Origin of the sequence: Bacillus swezeyi (assembly GCF_001969815.1) — a bacterium.
Classification (GTDB): Bacteria; Bacillota; Bacilli; order Bacillales; family Bacillaceae; genus Bacillus; species Bacillus swezeyi.
The window spans coordinates 104,204-120,730 of record NZ_MRBK01000001.1 but is presented as its reverse complement, the minus strand read 5'-3'; the positions used below and the strand labels follow the sequence as shown (position 1 = coordinate 120,730).

Here is a 16,527-nt window from a genome sequence, read left to right as displayed (position 1 = left end):
TTTTTGCAATATGACAATCTATTTCCCACGATCATCCATTCAGGATGGCCTTTCTTAAAAACGAATCATCCAGCCACTCCTCAATCTGACCGGTGGAGAATCCTTTTGAAACGCCCAGATCGATGAGCGTTCCGCCGGAATAGCCGAACGAAGCGGATCTGTCGGCGATTGTTTCAGGTCCTTTTTTTAGTACATTCTTCAGCTTTTTCAACATGTTTTGAAAGCTGTTTTCCAAATCGCTTTTCGGATCGGCGGCTGCTTGTATAATGTGGTCGAGCTTTTCATTTCCGCCTGTTATTTCTCCCGCTTCATTCAAACCGACGTCAGACAGAGTCAGCCCTGCCATCGTTTTTAAAAACTCATTGACATGCCATTTTTCGTAAACGGCTTTGTTTATTGGCGTTCCATTCTGTTCACCGACTAAGTCCCAATGGCTCAACAGCCTCGCTCCCAGCTGTTCTACTCCATTCAGCGCCTTTTCTATTTGCGCTCTTTTTTGATCATCAAGAGTCCCTTCAACTGTAATGTGATTTTTGCCATCGATATGAATCTGGATGCTTTCATTTTCTGCAAGGGTGATACCGTTTTCGCTGAGGGTTTCTTCGATCGTGCTGCTGAGGCGCTGTCTGTCTACATAGAGAGAATAAATGGCAGACTGTGCACCATTCATTCGCGGTTTTCCAGATTGTCCGTTTTTTTGCGCTTCTTCAGCCTCTTTGCTGATAGTCAGCGTATCTTTTTTTGCAGCGGTTTCGGTCTCAGACTTTTTTGTGTTTGACTGCTTTGAAAGTGAATCCATCAGCTTTTCTGTAAAAAGCGCAAGTTTTACCGTATCTCGAATATTCATGGGAGCTCCTTTCTATATCGGTATTTTTTACCAGTCGTGTGTTTGGTCATATTGGTAGTTGATCTTCAACTGCGGTGATTTCCAAGTTGAACTGCTCCATGCAAGCGAGTAATACCTGGCATTCCATGTCGTTTTGACAGGCAGTCCGTTTTCCAATTTAATGTCCGGGAACAGTGTTCCTCCGGAAACGGTCGTATGCCAGACGCCTTCTTCTTTGTTTAACACTTCTCTAAAGGTGTTGCCAAGACTCGGGGAAATCGTTCCTTCTGCCGATACGCTCTTTACGACCGCTCCGTCAGGAATGGCTGAGACATTTGCCAGATTCACGACAGCCGTTGGCGAGACGGTCCCTTTTCCAGGGCTGGATATTGCTGATGGAGACAATCTGGCCGTATATGTGCCGCTTTTCATTCTGTCTATAAATTCAAGCCTGTAAAACCCCCATCCATCATATGTGCCATTTTTCGATTTGACAGCGGCGATATACTTTCCCGTTTCAGGAACATCAAAACGAATGATTTCATTTTGGGTTCCCGTTCTTTCGGAAGAATCGACGGCGGGATAGCCGTAGGTGTCTTTTAATAAAACGAGATCATAATCTGTACCTGCCGGGATGTTCTTAAGGTGAACGGCAAGCTGTTCCCCTTTTGTGGCATAAAACTTAAAAAAATCTTGATCTTCGGGACTATGAATCGTCGCGGAAATCGTCTTATATTTCCACAATCCGATATCATACGCGTTAGCGGCTGAATTATTTGGTTCGTACTCGTCTTCGTATACGCTCGCTGAAGCCGAATACACGGGAACCGATAACAACAAAAGACTGAACATCAAAAAGCATAAACTTTTTTTCATTTGTCTTGCCTCCCATTCATTGATCTCCAAAAAGGAACTCCCTTTCCTTATATCGGTAATAAAATGTAAGTTTTAAGTGATATTAATAAATAATGGTAAAAATATACCCTCCGCGTGTTTGTTCCTTGATTTGGAGGATTTCAGCTAGTCTTTCGCAGGGTCAACAACACTGCCGAGAAATAAAATGATGCCGGTTTTTTCATCCATCACCGCAAAATAAAACGGACGGTCGGCAGTCATCACAACATCAGGCACAGATGCTGATTCAACGATTTCGACTTTCGTTGCAGCAGCGGCTTCAGTACCGGCTTCATTCACTTTGATAAATGTGTTGTGCTTGACTTCATTTATATAAGCCTCGTCTTTTCCGGCAAATAGATTTGAAAAATCCGCCTGCTGAAAAACCGTTCGCATTCCCAACTTTTTCAGAGGCGTATTTAAAATGGCTTCTGTTTCAAAAGAAAACTTCGGCAGTTTGAGCTCCACCTGTTTCATTTTCCATCCCGCTTGCCACCTGCGCCAATTTTGATAGGTTAATCGCTTCAGAAAGGACTGGAGATTTTCCGTTTTTTCCGGAAGAAAAACGGCTAAAGACAGGCGTTCGTCTTTATAGGGAAGCTTGACGGCTTGAAAATGCTTGTTTTGCAAATATGGAAAGCGGTTTGTCTGTGTCATCATGGGGTGTTTTTTGGCAGAGCCGGCTGGTGAATAAAACGGTTGATCAACGGTCAAATGTTGATCAAACTCTTCTTTCCAGCTTTCTTTAAAATAGACGGTGTTAATGATGTAAGCGAGAATGTCAGGGCCGACATCATCAATGATTCGATCGATGCGTCCTTTAGTCTTCTTTGATACCCAGCCGTTCACTTGATCAGCGGCCTGTTTCGGGTCTTGATCAAGCTGATAAGCATTCCCAAGACCTGTGATCCTGTCTATAAAGCTCTTTTTGATCTCCCGCTTTGACCACACCGAATTGGCGGCGGACAGCTCACCGTTTGGAAGTGATCGAAAGGATTGAAGAAGAGATTTTGACGTTTTGTTGATATCTGAGATGTTCATTTGATGAAGATATAAAGTGTCTAGAATCTCGGTTCGGCTGTCTCCCCGGGCGCCGTTGGCCGTCATGGCCAAAGCCTGCTGAACACTGTACGGGGAGATCAATACATTTTCGGAAGTCCCTTCTTGTTTGATGATTTCGTGAAATAAAGCGAGAGCGAATTTCTGTTCACCTTCTGCAAAAGACTGTTCGATATTCGATGATGACCGTTGTTTAGGAGATTCCTTTGAACGGTCAAGAATCTCCGTCTCCCTTCCACAGCCCGCCATCAGCAAAAGCAAGATAAGTGTCATCAATGTTTTCCGCTTGTAGCTCATCTTTTCCACCTCCTATTGTTGTAGTGGGTTCGAAATTGGGAAAGGTTACAAAAAGCGGGAATATAAATCGCCATATCGCGGCTGGACGATAAAAAGCCAATGCCTTTGTACAAACGAACGCCGGTTTTGCAAAAGCCTAAATAGATTTAACACCGCTGTTTTCGGATTTTTTGAGAATACGTGACTTAGTGGATTCCAATATCTGCAGCACAAGCACAAGAAACAGCATAATGACCCCTAAAACAGTCAATAGCCAAAATGCCGTTTGAATCGGAAAGCGATCCAAGCTCTCCCCATGGCGATCGGCAGCATTGCGCCTCCGAGTCCATTGGAAGCAAGCAAAATGCTTGTCGTTTCCCGGGGAAAAACTGATTGGTAATGATCAAAGCGATCGCGAACATTCCTGCCATAAACAGCCCGATCAAAAAACAAAGGGCAAACCCCGCCCAAACGCTGCCGATGACTGCTAATGCAGCAAGTGCAGCCAAGCTGCCGATGTTAATCAGCCTGAGAAAACGATGGTAGGTGAGTTTCTCGGACACGATCCCCGTTAATGCTCGTCCAATGACCATTCCCGACCAGTAAATCGTCACCGAAATCGTTGCCACCGAATTGGAGATCTTCCAGTTTTTAGCGAAAATCGCCGGCATAAAATTGACGATGGATACTTCACTGCCTCCATAAAAAAAGAAATAAACAGCAGACTTTTTTCACGATAGCTTGACCGGTGCTGGACCTTTTGATTCTGACCGCCTTCTTGATCAGCCAGCAGTCCATCCAAATGTCCGAATTTCAGTCGTTTTCAGCCGATCATAAGCATGAATGCGCTTAGCCCTAATACAAGAAAAGCCCATGTCCATAAGCCTTTAATGGAGTAGGAGCGGGCCGTTTTAATTGAACCCCTGTCTTGCGTTTTGAATGTGTTGGAAAAAGCTGCAATAAAACCGGATGACTCCGTATTGGTATTAGGATCGACCCAATCGGCCTGCTTGTTCAGATGATGGCAAAAAAATCGGCAAGGCTGACGGTTGCAACAGAGATCGGAGACTATAGAGCGGAGGCCGCGCGCCGGCTATCTGATCACGTATATCATCCTGAAGAATTAAACCTTGAGGAAGTTTACTGAATAAATCAAGGAAGAAAATTCGACGTCATTTTTGATGCCATTGGCAATCAGCTGGAGTGGGCTTATCCATTGTTTGAAAAAGGCGGAAGACTTATTCCCATGGGTTTTGATGACACATATGAAATGAAGGTCAAACCTTTTCAGCTGCTCTCAAATGGCGTAACCATTGTGGGAACCGGAGAGGCAAGACAGATCATGGAAGCGGCTTTAGCCTGCGCCTCAGACCTTCCTCATCTCTCAACGCTGATCACAGAAAAGGTAAAGATGGACAATTTTGAAGAGGCCATTCACAACCTGATGGGCATTGACCCGGCAACAAAAGAGAAAAGAAAATTACATCCATTAAGACGATCCTTGTGACAGATCCAGAGATGATGTAGTCATAAAAAACCGGCTCAGTTCCCTTGTTCCTGAGCCGGTTTTTTACTTTGGCAGACTACCGCTTATTCGATCCCCTCTGGCAGCCGCTTCAGCAGCCGTAGTTCAGCTCCCGCTTTTCTCACTGCTGCCCTTTTAGAGCCAGCTCCCGCAAATCTTTTTTGACAATTTTGCCGAGCCTGTTTTTCGGAAGATTTTCCGCAAATACGATTTCAGGAATTTTATAGTCTGACAGGCGTTCTTTACAATATGATATGATGTCTTCCTCACACAGATTTGAGTTTTCATTTTTTACGACATATGCTCTTGGAACTTCTCCGTACATCTCATCAGGAACGCCGATAACGGCTGATTCCACGACGCCAGGCACTTGGTCGATAATTTCTTCCACCTGGTCAGGGTATATATTATCCCCGCCATATACAATCACATCTTTATAGCGTCCGGTAATATATAAAAATCCGTTTTCATCAAGTCTGCCCGAATCTCCCATATAAAACCATCCGTCCTTCAGCACCTTTTGCGTAGCAGACGGGTTTTGATAATATCCTTCGAAAACATAAGGGCTTTTGATGACGATTTCCCCGACTTCACCTCTTGGAAGCTCTTCATGTGTGTCCGGATCTTCGATTTTCACACTGACATTCGGAAGCGGTTTACCGGCCGAATTGGCTTTATCCCAGCCCATGTCAGGCCGCCACACACTGACCGTCCATGCCTCTGTACTTCCATAACCTTGCACCATTTGGATTCCGCAGTCATTGTAATCCTTGATCAAACGCACCGGCACCTTTGTTCCGCCTGAAACAAACATCTTAACCGATGACAGGTCAAATTGGTGCCTTTTCATTTCCTCAAGCATATAAGTGTAAACAGAAGGAAACGCCATCATCATTTGAATCCGTTTTTTCTCGATCTCCTGCAGTATCTCATACGGTTCCGGGTCCCATAAGAAATAAAGCGCAATTCCTTCAAAAGCCGCCTGGAATACATGATTGAGCGAACTCATGTGATACAGCGGGTGGCTTGCTAAAAAGCGGGTTCCTTTCAGCCGCTTCGCTTTGACATTCACCTCTGTCAAATAAGCTGTCAGACTGCCATGGTTCACCATGCAGCCCTTCGGATTCCCGGTCGTGCCCGAGGTAAACAGCATTAAAGCCAAATCATGTTCTGTCACCTGCTCAGCCTTGACCTGCAATGGCCGATCTGTAAAAAGGCTTTCAAACTGTTCGGTCGTATTCATTCCTGCGCCCGCTTCGATCATCAGGCAGAACTGAAGCTGCTTGCGAAGCGGTGACAATATATCGGCAAACTCCATGTCGTAAAACATGACCTTCGGCTGGCAGTTATTCAAGATTCCCTTTAACTCATAAGATGTCAGCTGCCAGCTTAAAGGAACGACCGTCGCGCCGATTTTTAATGATGCCAGCAATATGACGGGAAAGTGGTGGTTATTTTTACATAAAACCGCAATGTGATCTCCCTTTTGAACACCTTCCTCCAGCAGATAATGAGCCAGTTGGCTGATCCGTTGATGGTATTCCTTAAACGTAAATGTTCGGTTTCCCCCGGACAATGCTTCTAACTCATCTGAGTTTTCCATATGATCATTGATTAGTTGCTGAAGTGTACCCAAAATTTTCATCTCCAAATTTTCTTTGTTTCTCACAAAATCTGGTTAGATTATGTGACGCACAAATTCATTCTAAAACAAAAAATATCCATTGTAAAACAATTTCATTATGGAATTGTTATGTTTATGAATTAATAACAAAAGTAATTAATTTGGATGATTCACAAATAGCTAAAACATTTTTTCAACGCCTTGACTTATGATAAAATTGACCTATGTTTGATTAGATCAGTGGATTGATTCTGATCCCCTTTTACACGATGCCGGAAATGAGGAAACCTTCATGAAGCACCATCGGATTGAAGCCCATCTATTGGATCATGCCTTGACGAAATATTTGCGTTCTTCAAAAAAACTAGACGAAGAAACGCTCCCCAAAAACGTCACAAGCGTTAAAGGGTTTATTTTGCGTATCATTTACAGACACGAAACATGTACGGTAAAGACCATTTTGCAGGAGGTATCGCTTTCTCCCTCGGCGACAACGACTGCTCTGAACCATTTGGAAAAAGAAGGGCTTGTCATCAGATCAAGAAATAATGAAGACCGCCGCACCGTCTGGCTTGAACTTTCACAAGAGGGAAAACGGATCGCCGCGCAAATGGTGGAAAACCGTCAAGCATTGATTGACAGAATGTTCGACAAACTGCCAAAAGAGGAAAAAGCGGCTTTTTTTGCGTTGGTAGAAAAGGTTTTTCTGTCATAAAAAACGGCTATCGAATAGATCGATAGCCTCAACTCATTATCAACCTCTTCCCTATTTTACCCCTAGCGCCTCATGCGCCATCTCCAGGTGCTCTTTTTGTTTTGTCTGAAGAGCAAACATGCCGATTTCAATACCGTAGGCGGCTTGCATTTCAGCAATGTGCTCTTTCATCCGCGGCCAGACGCGGCCACCTTCCTCCTCATAATGAGCGATCAGCCGGGCCGTCTCCTCTTCTCCCAAAATTGTCTGATAAAGGAGGAAATCTTTCGCCGGATCGGCGACTTTTGCTTCCGTCCAATCCAACAGGCCTGTGATTTGATCATTTGCGTCAATCAGAATATGGGGCGGATGCAGATCTCCGTGAATAAACGCGGTATACCAAGGCCAATACGAGTCGTCATACAGCCATTTCTGCCATCTCTCCCAGAGAACGTCACTGACACCAAGCTCTTCTTTGATCCGCTCCATCTGCTCCGCTTTTGTTTGCCGTACGTCATGCGGATTCATCACTTGTATCCCCGCTTCAGCCGCGGTCTGATGATTGATTCCATGCAAAGCTGAGAGCGTTTTGGCTAACGATCTGACAAACGCTTCAGACGGCGGCTGATGATTCATATTCCATACATAATTTTTAATCTCCATATCAATGACTGCGGCGGGAACTCCGACAAGCTTCGGATACGCAATCAATTCCGGTGTATGGATGCGCCAATCCGGCACGTCAACAGGGAGGTGGTGCTGAAGTAGCTTCAGCACCCTGCTTTCAGCCGCGGCCCTTTCAATCACATCTTCGCGCCTCGGCTTCCTCAGCACCCATCTCATCCCAGATGCATCATCGGCAAAAACGACTTGAAAATCCATGCCCGACTCATTCATCTGTGCATTTTCCCTATTTAGCTGAAGTCCGTGTTTCTCCGCCAATTTCAACATGTTTTCAATTTGCTCATGTACGTTTGTCATCTATGATTTCCCCTTTACTGATTTTCTCCATCAAAAAACACAGGTCATCTGCCTGTGCTGTCAGTAAACGGAAAAAAGATATGAAAAATAAACTGAAGGTTATTCTTCAGCAAGAGCGGTTTTCCATTTTTAAAGAAAAAAAAGAGGCGCAGGAATCCGCGCCTCCCCCTCTTTTATTGTATAAGGGTTCCCTAAAAATAGGCAGACCAATCCCGATTACCCTGCACACAGGCAGAGACTTTGTTCACTATTTAGTTAGCGAGGACAAAGTTCAATCGGAATCTAATGTATGCCATTTTAGGAAATCCCTCCGTTCTTTATCATTAGATTTATTTTAACAGGTTTTCTGATGACTCACAACGAAAAATTCAAGTATCATGTAAATCATCCTGATAAAGGAAGTGCACTTATGAAAGCAGAAAAAAGGGCATTAAAATTCAGCCTTCAGGAATTCCCGCACATCTAGCGGCGGTCAGCCTGAACGAAGCCATCAGCGATGAAAAGTGCTTTTATGCAGGTTCCGCCAAAGACACCGCTCTTCATCATTAATCGTTTGAAAAACTCGAATGAAACAAAAAAGTCATCTGGATCGCCGCCCCAGCTTTCATTTCTAACATCATGAACACCTCATTCATCTAAAATAGTTAATGTACATTCCTAAGTTTATTTTCGATCCTACAACCGTCATTTCATTTCAAGAAAAGCAAAAAGTGAAATAGACAAAAGGCACCCCACATGTGCGGATGCCTTTTTCCAATAAAAGTGTCCAACTTTCTCTAATCCTTATTCCGAATCCGCTCAATCACTTCATGCAGCCCTTCAGGCTTATAAAACTCCACCGGAGAACTGCCTTTCTCAAACGAAATCGTCTCCGCTTCAATCAGCGCCACATAGCGGCCGTTCACTTTTGCGAGGTGGATCGAGTCCCCGAAGTCGGCAAGCAATCCTTTAATCTCGGTTTCTCCGAGCTTCATTTTCAGCTCTGCCTCGGGAACATGCTCGACGATCTGGGCGGCGGCTTCGACCACCTGATGCGTATCAAGGCGTTCCTGAATCTCCCGCTTTTCGCTCGCTTCCCAGATTTCGAGGTCGTGTTCAAACTGCTGGCGCTCTTCGCTGCTGTCCTCATATGTTTCATACACATGCTCCTGCACCATGTTCATCACTTGCGATTTCATGATTTCCGGCATCGACTCGCCGTACTCGACGAACTTTAAGAAATCTTCAAAGTAGCGCGCGTGTGAGGCCTGGTGGATTTTCACTTCGCTTTCCTCCGTCATCCCCTCTTCAGGCATGTGCGGATACTGGATCGATTTCATGTTTTTCGTCGTGATCGCCATTTCGACCTTTCTGATCAAAGAAGATTCATCAGCAATCGAAGCGACCTTCGGTTCAAAATCGCATTTCATGACAAAGACGAACGAATCATCGAAGTATTTGCGCGGCACCGCCGTCGCCACTAAAAAGACGCCTCCCCTAACAGCGCTCGTGTCAAGGTATGTGCGGACGAACTGTTCGCTCAGTTCATTGAAGTCTTCTTTTGTTTCCGCTTGTTTTGTACGATGAAACAGATTGTAGTTTGGATTGGAGTCAAGCTCATGCCCCGGCTCTGTGATGAAGCGGCCGATTTTCGTCGGCACCTGCTCAGACTTCGGATGGCGCTCCGCCTTCCGTTTGACGATTTTCTTCAATTCCCCGTCTAAAAAATCTTTCAGCTCGCTGCTTTCAAATTCTTCCCTATCAAGCGTCTGAAAGTGTTTAAACTGCTTGTTGGCCTGTTCGTCCTTGCCGTCGACCTGGATGACGTAAAAAGAGATGTAGCGAATTTCAAAATCCATGTTATGTTCACCCGTTTTCCTTGTTGTTTCAGTTCTTCAAGTATAGGTAAATCCGGAACGTCCGTCAATTTTAGACTGATAAGAGGAAATGGAGGTTTTAGTTGAAAAAAGATGACCACTGATTGCAGGGGCCAGCTTTTTTAATCCAGGGGCTTATTCTTTTTATAGTGGAGCGTCACGTTTTGTTTCCGCAGATTTTCAATGATGTTATGATAGCTGCCGGCAAACTGCTCATTATCTTGTTTCATGCGGGTAATGACCGTTTTGCGGTTTTCGCTTTTGTGATCCAGTTCTTCTTTGATTTTCTTGATGATCATGCCTTTTTGCCCTTCAATCTCACTTTTTAGCTTCTTGTCAAACTCGTTCAGCTCTTTCAAAATGCCTTTCAGCGGAGCGTTCAGACGAGCCGCTTTTTCCTTTGCCGAAATGCTGCTTAAAAACATATATGTTGCCGAAACCGTTTTAGTTTCCTCGAACAACGGTTTTACCATCTCTATTGAATCCTCCTATGCCTTAAAATCAAATAACGCCGAGATTTGCTTGTCCTCATCACAAAGTTTCTCAATGCTTGAGCGGATGTCTTTCACAAATCGTTTTTTGTCTGAGGTTTGTTTTTTTAATTCGCTGATGACTCCGTCACACTCGGGAAGCGCAGCTGTGTGGAACGACTCGTTGACGCTGATTTTGTCCAGCTTGCTGCCGAATCCGGCGATGTCTGAGGCAAGTTTGAACTGAAGGTCATATTGATATTGGGAGGGGTTGGCTTCCATGTCATGAATCGCTTTCGTAAGCGCGGTTTTTTGATTTGCAAAGTGATCGTGAATTTCGTGGTGAAAAACGCGCTGATAACGGTCGATTTCATCCTCAATCTTTGAAATGGCGGCCATCCCGACCTGATAAATCCTGACGGCCGACGACAGATTGACTTTAATCTCTTTTCCGTCTTTGCCTTTCTTGGAAAAATAAAGATCCCCGCCTTGGTAGTTGATGCCTTTCTTTTTGGATAAGGCGTTTAACATCGGTGTCAATCCATGGCCTTCGCCGATGAGGCTGAGAAGGTCTTTTGTATCTTGGTCCAGTTTGCCCAGGGCTTTTCCCAACTCTGTACAGGTAGCATAAAATGCGATTAAATTGTTTATTAGTGATTGAGAAAGTTGACGATTACTAAGAGTGAATACAACAGTCTTCCAGTCGACAAGGAATTTGATCTTTTCATATAAAACATCCAGTTTCCCAGTCAGCCGATCTACTTCATCTATGTCTTTTTGGATGGTCTTTTTTTTCGTTTCATCAATATAGCCGTTTGCTTCAAGCTGATCGAGAATAGGGCCGCTGTAATCCTTGACTTTTTTCAAAAATTCTTTGAATTTAGGCAGCTTTTGATCCAGTGCACCAATCATATTTGATAAACGGATCGGGTTTTGTGCGCAATATGCGATTTGTTGAACTGTCCCCTCTTCATTCATTAAATCGTTTAAAAAATCCATATCAGCGCCTATTGCACTCATAGCAAAACCTTGAATACCGCCCTTTTGATAATCAGCCGCATATTTCTGAAAGTATCTTTTCAGTTTCCGCACATCTTCATCAGGAATATGATCAATGACGCTTCGCAGCCCTTTGATATTCGGATTTGTATCCGTCATCCTCACATCGCCGAACGTGATGAAATCCCCTCTGCTACTGACTCCGTAAAGCGGGTCGTCTTTGGAGACGCGTTGGGTGATGTTGGCGATGACGCCTTTGTCGTTGTAGTATTTGATGATGGCTTTGTTGAGTTTGGATTTTGGAATATTGAGTAACTGTTTAAATTTATCAACCTTAAATTTTTCAAGCATGGTATATCTTAAATGTTTATCCGCTTTTAATAAGTGATCTATACTTATTTGTGCACCATTTACACCATATACCTCGTCATATTCTCCATCAATTAACTGAACTATTACTTGATTATTATTTGCCAATGAATGTCCTAATGCAAAAGTTTGCAAATTCTCTTCATTTCCAGCCTTTTTCTTAGCACTTCTTGTGAATTCTTTTGTAGCTTTGTATTGATTATCATCCATTCCAAGAAACAATCCAAAAAAGTTGTAAGACCAATCTTTATTATCTGCGCTTCCTTCCGAGATGATATGAAGCTGATCAACTTTATGTTTTTTGTCTACTATATGAATAGCAGTACCGTCATAGCCTGATTCTTTATTCTGTTTAACAAGATCTTTTGATGTATAAATTTCAATACTTTGGGTAAGATCTTTATTAGTTTCTTCTTTGTAGATTCTACGAATGTCTGATTCAAATTCTTCTTTAGCCTTTTTTACTTCAGCTGGATTCGATGAAGCAAATTTCTTTTTATAGCTATACTCCAAATCTATTAAGCGCAATTTCACATTTTCATTTTCAAAAATGTTTTTACTTCCCATCTTCCTTCCCCTTTTTATCTAAATTGAAAGTAATGGATTTCAGCATTTTTTTAACCTTTTTTTCATACTCATCTGGCTTCTGGCTGCATGTGTCAACTTTTGCAGAACAGCTAAATCTATATGAATATGCTATCCCTAAGTAACTTTGTTCTGTTGATTTTATATAGCCAAGATAAATATAGGAAGGATTGCTTTCCTTGTTAAAAAACTCTTTTTTAGATGCGAAAAAAATGTCTTTCCCTTTTAACGCTAGCTTATCAAAGTCACCTTTATACTCATTTTCTCCACTAACGATATCCAGCATCGTATCAGGGTCATTTATAAATGATTCATTGCGATAAAACTCTATAGAAGCATTCATTACTATATTTGTTTTTTTATCTACACTATCAAAGAAAAGTGACTCATTCTCATTAGATATTTCAGAATCAGAGTACTCCCCATCCTCCGGAAACAACATCGTAAACCCCTTCAACTTAGACACAAGCAGATAATATCCGGGCTCCGCTTCCTTCGTTGATGCCATGTATTCTCTTGTTTTCTCGTCTTGAAACGCCGGAACTTGCGGCAGATCTTTCGGATCCATGTCTTTCGGTTTGATGGCTTCTTCTTGATTGCCGTTCTTTTGGCTGTCGCTCATACTGCATCCCCCTGTAAAAGCTAGTATTATTGCAAAACACATCATCATGATTTTTTTCATTTTTTAAAACCTCCAAGGGTCTATATGGTAAACTGACTTTCAAATATTTCGTTTTGATTCGATTGACCCACTTGAAAACGATCCTTTCTTATGTTACAACATGGAATAAATTAGATGAATAGGAAAAATGTCTTGAACATTCTGCCAATGAGAGGGTGATTCGTATAGGAAATAGGCTAAATGGTTATTGTGACGGGGAATAAGAAAGGTCTTCGGTTTGTTCTTCAAACCGAACAAATCATACAAAAGTCTCATCTGTCGATAAACATTTCCATAAAGCAGTTCCTTACTTAAAAGTGAATATTTGATGTAGTTTCAATCCCAAGCACTCTTCGCTTAATGTGTATACGAAATTAATGACACGAAGTTTCGCTTCAATTAGTCTTGATCGAGATGTTCATCAGATTTGCTGCAAAACAGGCTGTATGTTTGATACACGGGGACAAGTAGAGGAATTATGGAAACATTTAAAAGGGTGAGGCGAAGATTGCTGGACCGATTATTTAGCGGAGAGGTTCTTTTGGACATACATTTTCCATTTCTTCTGAAAGTTCATTATCAATTCTGCAAATTTTCATTTAAAGTTTCTTTTTAAGTCATACCATCGGTTCGAGATTTTATGTGAACGGCTGACAGATGAAAATGAGCTCATGATTTCTCAGATCAAGGGCTGGCACTGCCAAATGAATCCTTATCGTCACACCCAAAAAAACGAAGTAATATCAGAATTTCTTTATTTTGAGAAATTCAAAACATGGAACATATCAAGCAAAATACATGGATCATAAGCGGATTAAAAAAGGCATGAGCCCCGAACAATATCGGATTCATGCCAATCAGTTGGCCTGTTCATCCTTTCCATCGACTTGAATGACGCAAAAAGAGATGCCGCGATTTTCAAAACTCACCATGTTCACCCAATTTCCTTGTTGTTTTCTATAAATGGCGAACTAACCATAGTCATGACGTTTTCTTGTTATGAAGCAACTTGGTTTCATTAGTAGTCAAATCGCCGTTCTCATAAGACATCTTCGCGATCAATTTTTCGAACAGACCAATAGGCAATAAAAACCCCTATTACCGCCAATGTAAGAGGAATATAAATAATAGATGCAAGTGAAAATCCAGGACTTTGCTGACTAGTCAGCGTAATCAAGATGCATGATGCCACAATAGTTGCAGGAACTGATTTTTTGCGCATTCCAAAGTATAAGGAGATAAAGCTCAATCCCGCGGAGGCAACCGCATAGATGAGGATATTGGCGACCTCGTTCCCTATTTCGTGCAGGGTCAGCTTAGCCGAGCTGAATGAAAAAAATTCATTAAGATATGAAAAGATAACTGCAATCGTCAGTTCCGATACAACAATTGTAAAAAACGTAAGTCCTCCTATTAGTAAAAGTTTGGCGGCCATCAGCTTTTTGCGGCTGACTGGGTATGTAAACATGACCGTGATCGTTCTGTTTTTGTACTCGCCGATAATGAGTTTTGCAATCAGCACGCTTGCAAAAACAATAAATACTGATCTCACAAAAGCTCCCAAAACCAACAGTGTTGAAGCTGTATCTGCCATCGACATTTCTGCTTGTGGAAGGTTTTTCTCCTCTGATCCGATCAGGCACATAAAACCGAGAATACATAGATTTGCGATTACTGCACCTTTGTAATACCACGCCAATTTTGTTTTTTTCATCTCTAATTTTATCAAGTTTAACAAGGTGTTCTCCCCCTTTACGTGGTAATCGTATTGTCGTTGATTAAACTAACAAAGTATTCTTCAAGTGATGTATACTTTTTATTCATGGATTCAATTTCTACATCATTCAAAATCAGGGCTTTAGAAATGGCTGTCTGAGAAGCTTCGGCATCATAAATTCGGATCGTTTTATCATTTAGGATTTTAAAATTAGCAATCTGAAGCTCATGTTCAAGCACAAAGCACGCCTGCAATTGATTCGGCGTCACGAGTTCAATATACTCAGTGTTCCGTCCCCTTACGCTTTCCATAGACACTTCTTCAACAAGTCTGCCATCCCGAATCACTCCGATTGTATCTGCAATTTGCTCTACTTCGTTCAGGATGTGGCTTGAGATGAGCAATGTCATTCCATACTCTTTGCTCAATACTTGAAATAAGTTTCTGATTTCTTTAATTCCGATGGGATCAAGGCCATTAATCGGCTCATCCAAGATGAGCAAGTTGGGTTTGGTGAGAATGGCCCGCGCTATTCCAAGACGCTGCTTCATACCAAGCGAAAATGTTTTGACCGGTTTGCTGTCGATATTTTTTAAATTCACCATGTCCAGCACTTCTTGAATCTTGGCTTTATTGTGATATCCCATATACTCGCAATGCAGATTTAAATTTTCTATAGCTGTCAGATTTTCATAAAAAATCGGGTATTCGATCATGCTGCCTATTTTGCCGAGAATCTCGTATGATCGATTTGTCAGCTTATGCCCAAGGATATTGATTTCGCCGCTTGTCGGTTTTACAAGGCTCGTCAGCATCTTCATGATGGTCGTTTTCCCTGCTCCGTTCGGGCCGAGAAAACCGTAGATTTCTCCTTTTCGTATATGCATGCTTACATTTGAAACAACTTCTTGACCTTTGAATGTTTTGGTGAGCCCGCTTGTTTGTACGATGTAAGTCAACTCTGTTTCTCCTTTCCTGTCTCTGTTCATGTGTTTATTGTAGCGATCGACACTGTCTTTTTTATTTCTTGTTTCTTAAGAAATTCTTACGTTTGCTAATAGGTCATTCGTTTTAACGTGATGGAAAACGCTGTCTGTTCATACGGCTTGCTTTGGAGAGAAATTTCCCCTCCCATTTTTTCAACGAGCCTTTTTGTAATCGTTAAGCCGAGTCCGCTTCCTTGGAACGCTTTATTTCTTGATTCCTCAAGGGTGTACAGTCTTTCAAACACCCGCTGCTGATCATGCTCACTAATCCCTTTTCCACGGTCCCATACGGTGATGACAGTCCGCGTGTCATCATATGTCAGCGATAATCCGATCAGCTTTCCGTCTGCCCCATATTGAATCGCGTTTGATAAGAGGTTTTGCAGAATCCGGTCAAGCGCCTCTTCATCTCCATGCGCATAAACCGGGGTGTCCGGGATGTCGATGACTGCTTTAAAACCTTTTGCCTGAACAGCGTCATAATGTTGCAGAATGTTTTTTCTGCATATTTCGTTGATATGTATTTTAGTGAGCAGCATTTGCTTATCTTCTGATTCCAATTTGGCCAAATCAAAGAAAGAATTCATCAGCCGAATAATTTCACCTGTTTTTTGATGAACCTTTTCCAGCAGCCTTTCCCGCTCTTCTTCCGTCATGTCCGAACCGCTTTGGATCGCCTCGATATACCCGAGCACGACAGTCAGCGGGGTTTTTAGATCATGGGACATATTGGTCAGCATCCGTTTCATTGACTGCTCTGTTTTTGCAAACCGGGCCGTTATGTGCTGATGATCTTCAGTAAACAGGTTGATTTGCACGAGCAGAGCCCGCAGCGCTTTATCATCCGTTCCTAGTAAAATCTGATCGGCTGAATGCTCTTTTAGCATCACATTGAGTTTTTCCGTTATGTACTTCAAGTTTCGGTTCTGATGCTTTTTCATTTTATATTGAGAAATATTGAGAGACGCCAAAATAATGACAGTGAAAATCCATAACAGTGTCATT

General features: G+C 42.5%; 13 protein-coding genes and 2 pseudogenes. 2 read left to right on the top strand and 13 right to left on the bottom strand.

Annotated features, from left to right (window positions below; translation table 11 throughout):
- Positions 1-31: 31 nt before the first annotated feature.
- The 4 genes and pseudogenes from BTA30_RS00630 to BTA30_RS00615 form a co-directional block, all read right to left on the bottom strand.
- The gene (locus tag BTA30_RS00630; protein WP_076758005.1) at positions 32-847 is read right to left on the bottom strand and encodes a DUF4885 family protein; all 816 of its coding nucleotides are present in this window, start codon (positions 845-847) and stop codon (positions 32-34) included.
- Between the two features lie 27 nt (positions 848-874).
- On the bottom strand, positions 875-1,702 hold the full coding sequence (locus BTA30_RS00625; RefSeq protein ID WP_076758003.1) for a PPC domain-containing protein: 828 nt from the start codon (positions 1,700-1,702) through the stop codon (positions 875-877).
- A 144-nt stretch (positions 1,703-1,846) separates the two neighbouring features.
- Positions 1,847-3,076: a serpin family protein gene (locus BTA30_RS00620; protein ID WP_076758002.1), complete on the bottom strand. Its 1,230-nt coding sequence runs from the start codon at positions 3,074-3,076 to the stop codon at positions 1,847-1,849.
- A 136-nt stretch (positions 3,077-3,212) separates the two neighbouring features.
- Positions 3,213-3,938 (bottom strand): annotated as a pseudogene (locus tag BTA30_RS00615) (MFS transporter); the annotation flags it as partial.
- 16 nt (positions 3,939-3,954) lie between these two features.
- Between BTA30_RS00615 and BTA30_RS00610 the strand changes: the two are divergent.
- A pseudogene (locus tag BTA30_RS00610) lies at positions 3,955-4,582 on the top strand (zinc-binding dehydrogenase); the annotation flags it as partial.
- 119 nt (positions 4,583-4,701) lie between these two features.
- Here BTA30_RS00610 and BTA30_RS00605 read toward each other — a convergent pair.
- On the bottom strand, positions 4,702-6,216 hold the full coding sequence (locus BTA30_RS00605) for a class I adenylate-forming enzyme family protein (RefSeq protein WP_076757999.1): 1,515 nt from the start codon (positions 6,214-6,216) through the stop codon (positions 4,702-4,704).
- Positions 6,217-6,496: 280 nt separating this feature from the next.
- On the opposite strand from BTA30_RS00605, the gene BTA30_RS00600 reads away from it, so the two are divergent.
- Positions 6,497-6,919, top strand: coding sequence for a MarR family transcriptional regulator (locus tag BTA30_RS00600; RefSeq protein WP_076757998.1), 423 nt, complete (start codon positions 6,497-6,499; stop codon positions 6,917-6,919).
- 51 nt (positions 6,920-6,970) lie between these two features.
- Here BTA30_RS00600 and BTA30_RS00595 read toward each other — a convergent pair whose 3' ends face one another.
- The 8 genes from BTA30_RS00595 to BTA30_RS00560 all read right to left on the bottom strand — a co-directional run bounded on the left by BTA30_RS00595 (position 6,971) and on the right by BTA30_RS00560 (position 16,526).
- Positions 6,971-7,879, bottom strand: a complete 909-nt coding sequence (locus tag BTA30_RS00595; RefSeq protein WP_076757997.1) for a macrolide 2'-phosphotransferase — start codon at positions 7,877-7,879, stop codon at positions 6,971-6,973.
- A 776-nt stretch (positions 7,880-8,655) separates the two neighbouring features.
- Positions 8,656-9,717, bottom strand: coding sequence for a DUF3900 domain-containing protein (locus tag BTA30_RS00590; RefSeq protein WP_076757995.1), 1,062 nt, complete (start codon positions 9,715-9,717; stop codon positions 8,656-8,658).
- A gap of 140 nt (positions 9,718-9,857) precedes the next feature.
- Positions 9,858-10,208, bottom strand: a complete 351-nt coding sequence (locus BTA30_RS00585) for a hypothetical protein (protein WP_083696936.1) — start codon at positions 10,206-10,208, stop codon at positions 9,858-9,860.
- Positions 10,209-10,223: 15 nt separating this feature from the next.
- Positions 10,224-12,140: a DUF6792 domain-containing protein gene (locus BTA30_RS00580; protein WP_076757993.1), complete on the bottom strand. Its 1,917-nt coding sequence runs from the start codon at positions 12,138-12,140 to the stop codon at positions 10,224-10,226.
- A complete protein-coding gene (gene yvcA, locus BTA30_RS00575; RefSeq protein ID WP_076757991.1) occupies positions 12,130-12,840 on the bottom strand; it encodes a lipoprotein YvcA in 711 nt (236 codons plus the stop codon). Before yvcA ends, BTA30_RS00580 begins: the two co-directional genes overlap by 11 nt.
- Positions 12,841-13,858: 1,018 nt before the next feature.
- Positions 13,859-14,557 (bottom strand): ABC transporter permease, encoded by a 699-nt coding sequence (locus BTA30_RS00570; RefSeq protein ID WP_076757990.1) that lies wholly within the window; start codon positions 14,555-14,557, stop codon positions 13,859-13,861.
- A gap of 14 nt (positions 14,558-14,571) precedes the next feature.
- The gene (locus tag BTA30_RS00565) at positions 14,572-15,495 is read right to left on the bottom strand and encodes an ABC transporter ATP-binding protein (RefSeq protein WP_076757989.1); all 924 of its coding nucleotides are present in this window, start codon (positions 15,493-15,495) and stop codon (positions 14,572-14,574) included.
- Between the two features lie 95 nt (positions 15,496-15,590).
- A complete protein-coding gene (locus BTA30_RS00560) occupies positions 15,591-16,526 on the bottom strand; it encodes a HAMP domain-containing histidine kinase (protein WP_076757987.1) in 936 nt (311 codons plus the stop codon).
- Position 16,527: the final 1 nt, after the last annotated feature.

Excerpts from the sequence above, each read along its gene's own strand:
- BTA30_RS00630 (WP_076758005.1), bottom strand. The coding sequence starts at position 847 with ATGAATATTCGAGATACGGTAAAACTTGCGCTTTTTACAGAAAAGCTG.
- BTA30_RS00625 (WP_076758003.1), bottom strand. The coding sequence starts at position 1,702 with ATGAAAAAAAGTTTATGCTTTTTGATGTTCAGTCTTTTGTTGTTATCG.
- BTA30_RS00620 (WP_076758002.1), bottom strand. The coding sequence starts at position 3,076 with ATGAGCTACAAGCGGAAAACATTGATGACACTTATCTTGCTTTTGCTG.
- BTA30_RS00600 (WP_076757998.1), top strand. The coding sequence starts at position 6,497 with ATGAAGCACCATCGGATTGAAGCCCATCTATTGGATCATGCCTTGACG.
- BTA30_RS00595 (WP_076757997.1), bottom strand. The coding sequence starts at position 7,879 with ATGACAAACGTACATGAGCAAATTGAAAACATGTTGAAATTGGCGGAG.
- BTA30_RS00590 (WP_076757995.1), bottom strand. The coding sequence starts at position 9,717 with ATGGATTTTGAAATTCGCTACATCTCTTTTTACGTCATCCAGGTCGAC.
- BTA30_RS00585 (WP_083696936.1), bottom strand. The coding sequence starts at position 10,208 with ATGGTAAAACCGTTGTTCGAGGAAACTAAAACGGTTTCGGCAACATAT.
- BTA30_RS00580 (WP_076757993.1), bottom strand. The coding sequence starts at position 12,140 with ATGGGAAGTAAAAACATTTTTGAAAATGAAAATGTGAAATTGCGCTTA.
- yvcA (WP_076757991.1), bottom strand. The coding sequence starts at position 12,840 with ATGAAAAAAATCATGATGATGTGTTTTGCAATAATACTAGCTTTTACA.
- BTA30_RS00560 (WP_076757987.1), bottom strand. The coding sequence starts at position 16,526 with ATGACACTGTTATGGATTTTCACTGTCATTATTTTGGCGTCTCTCAAT.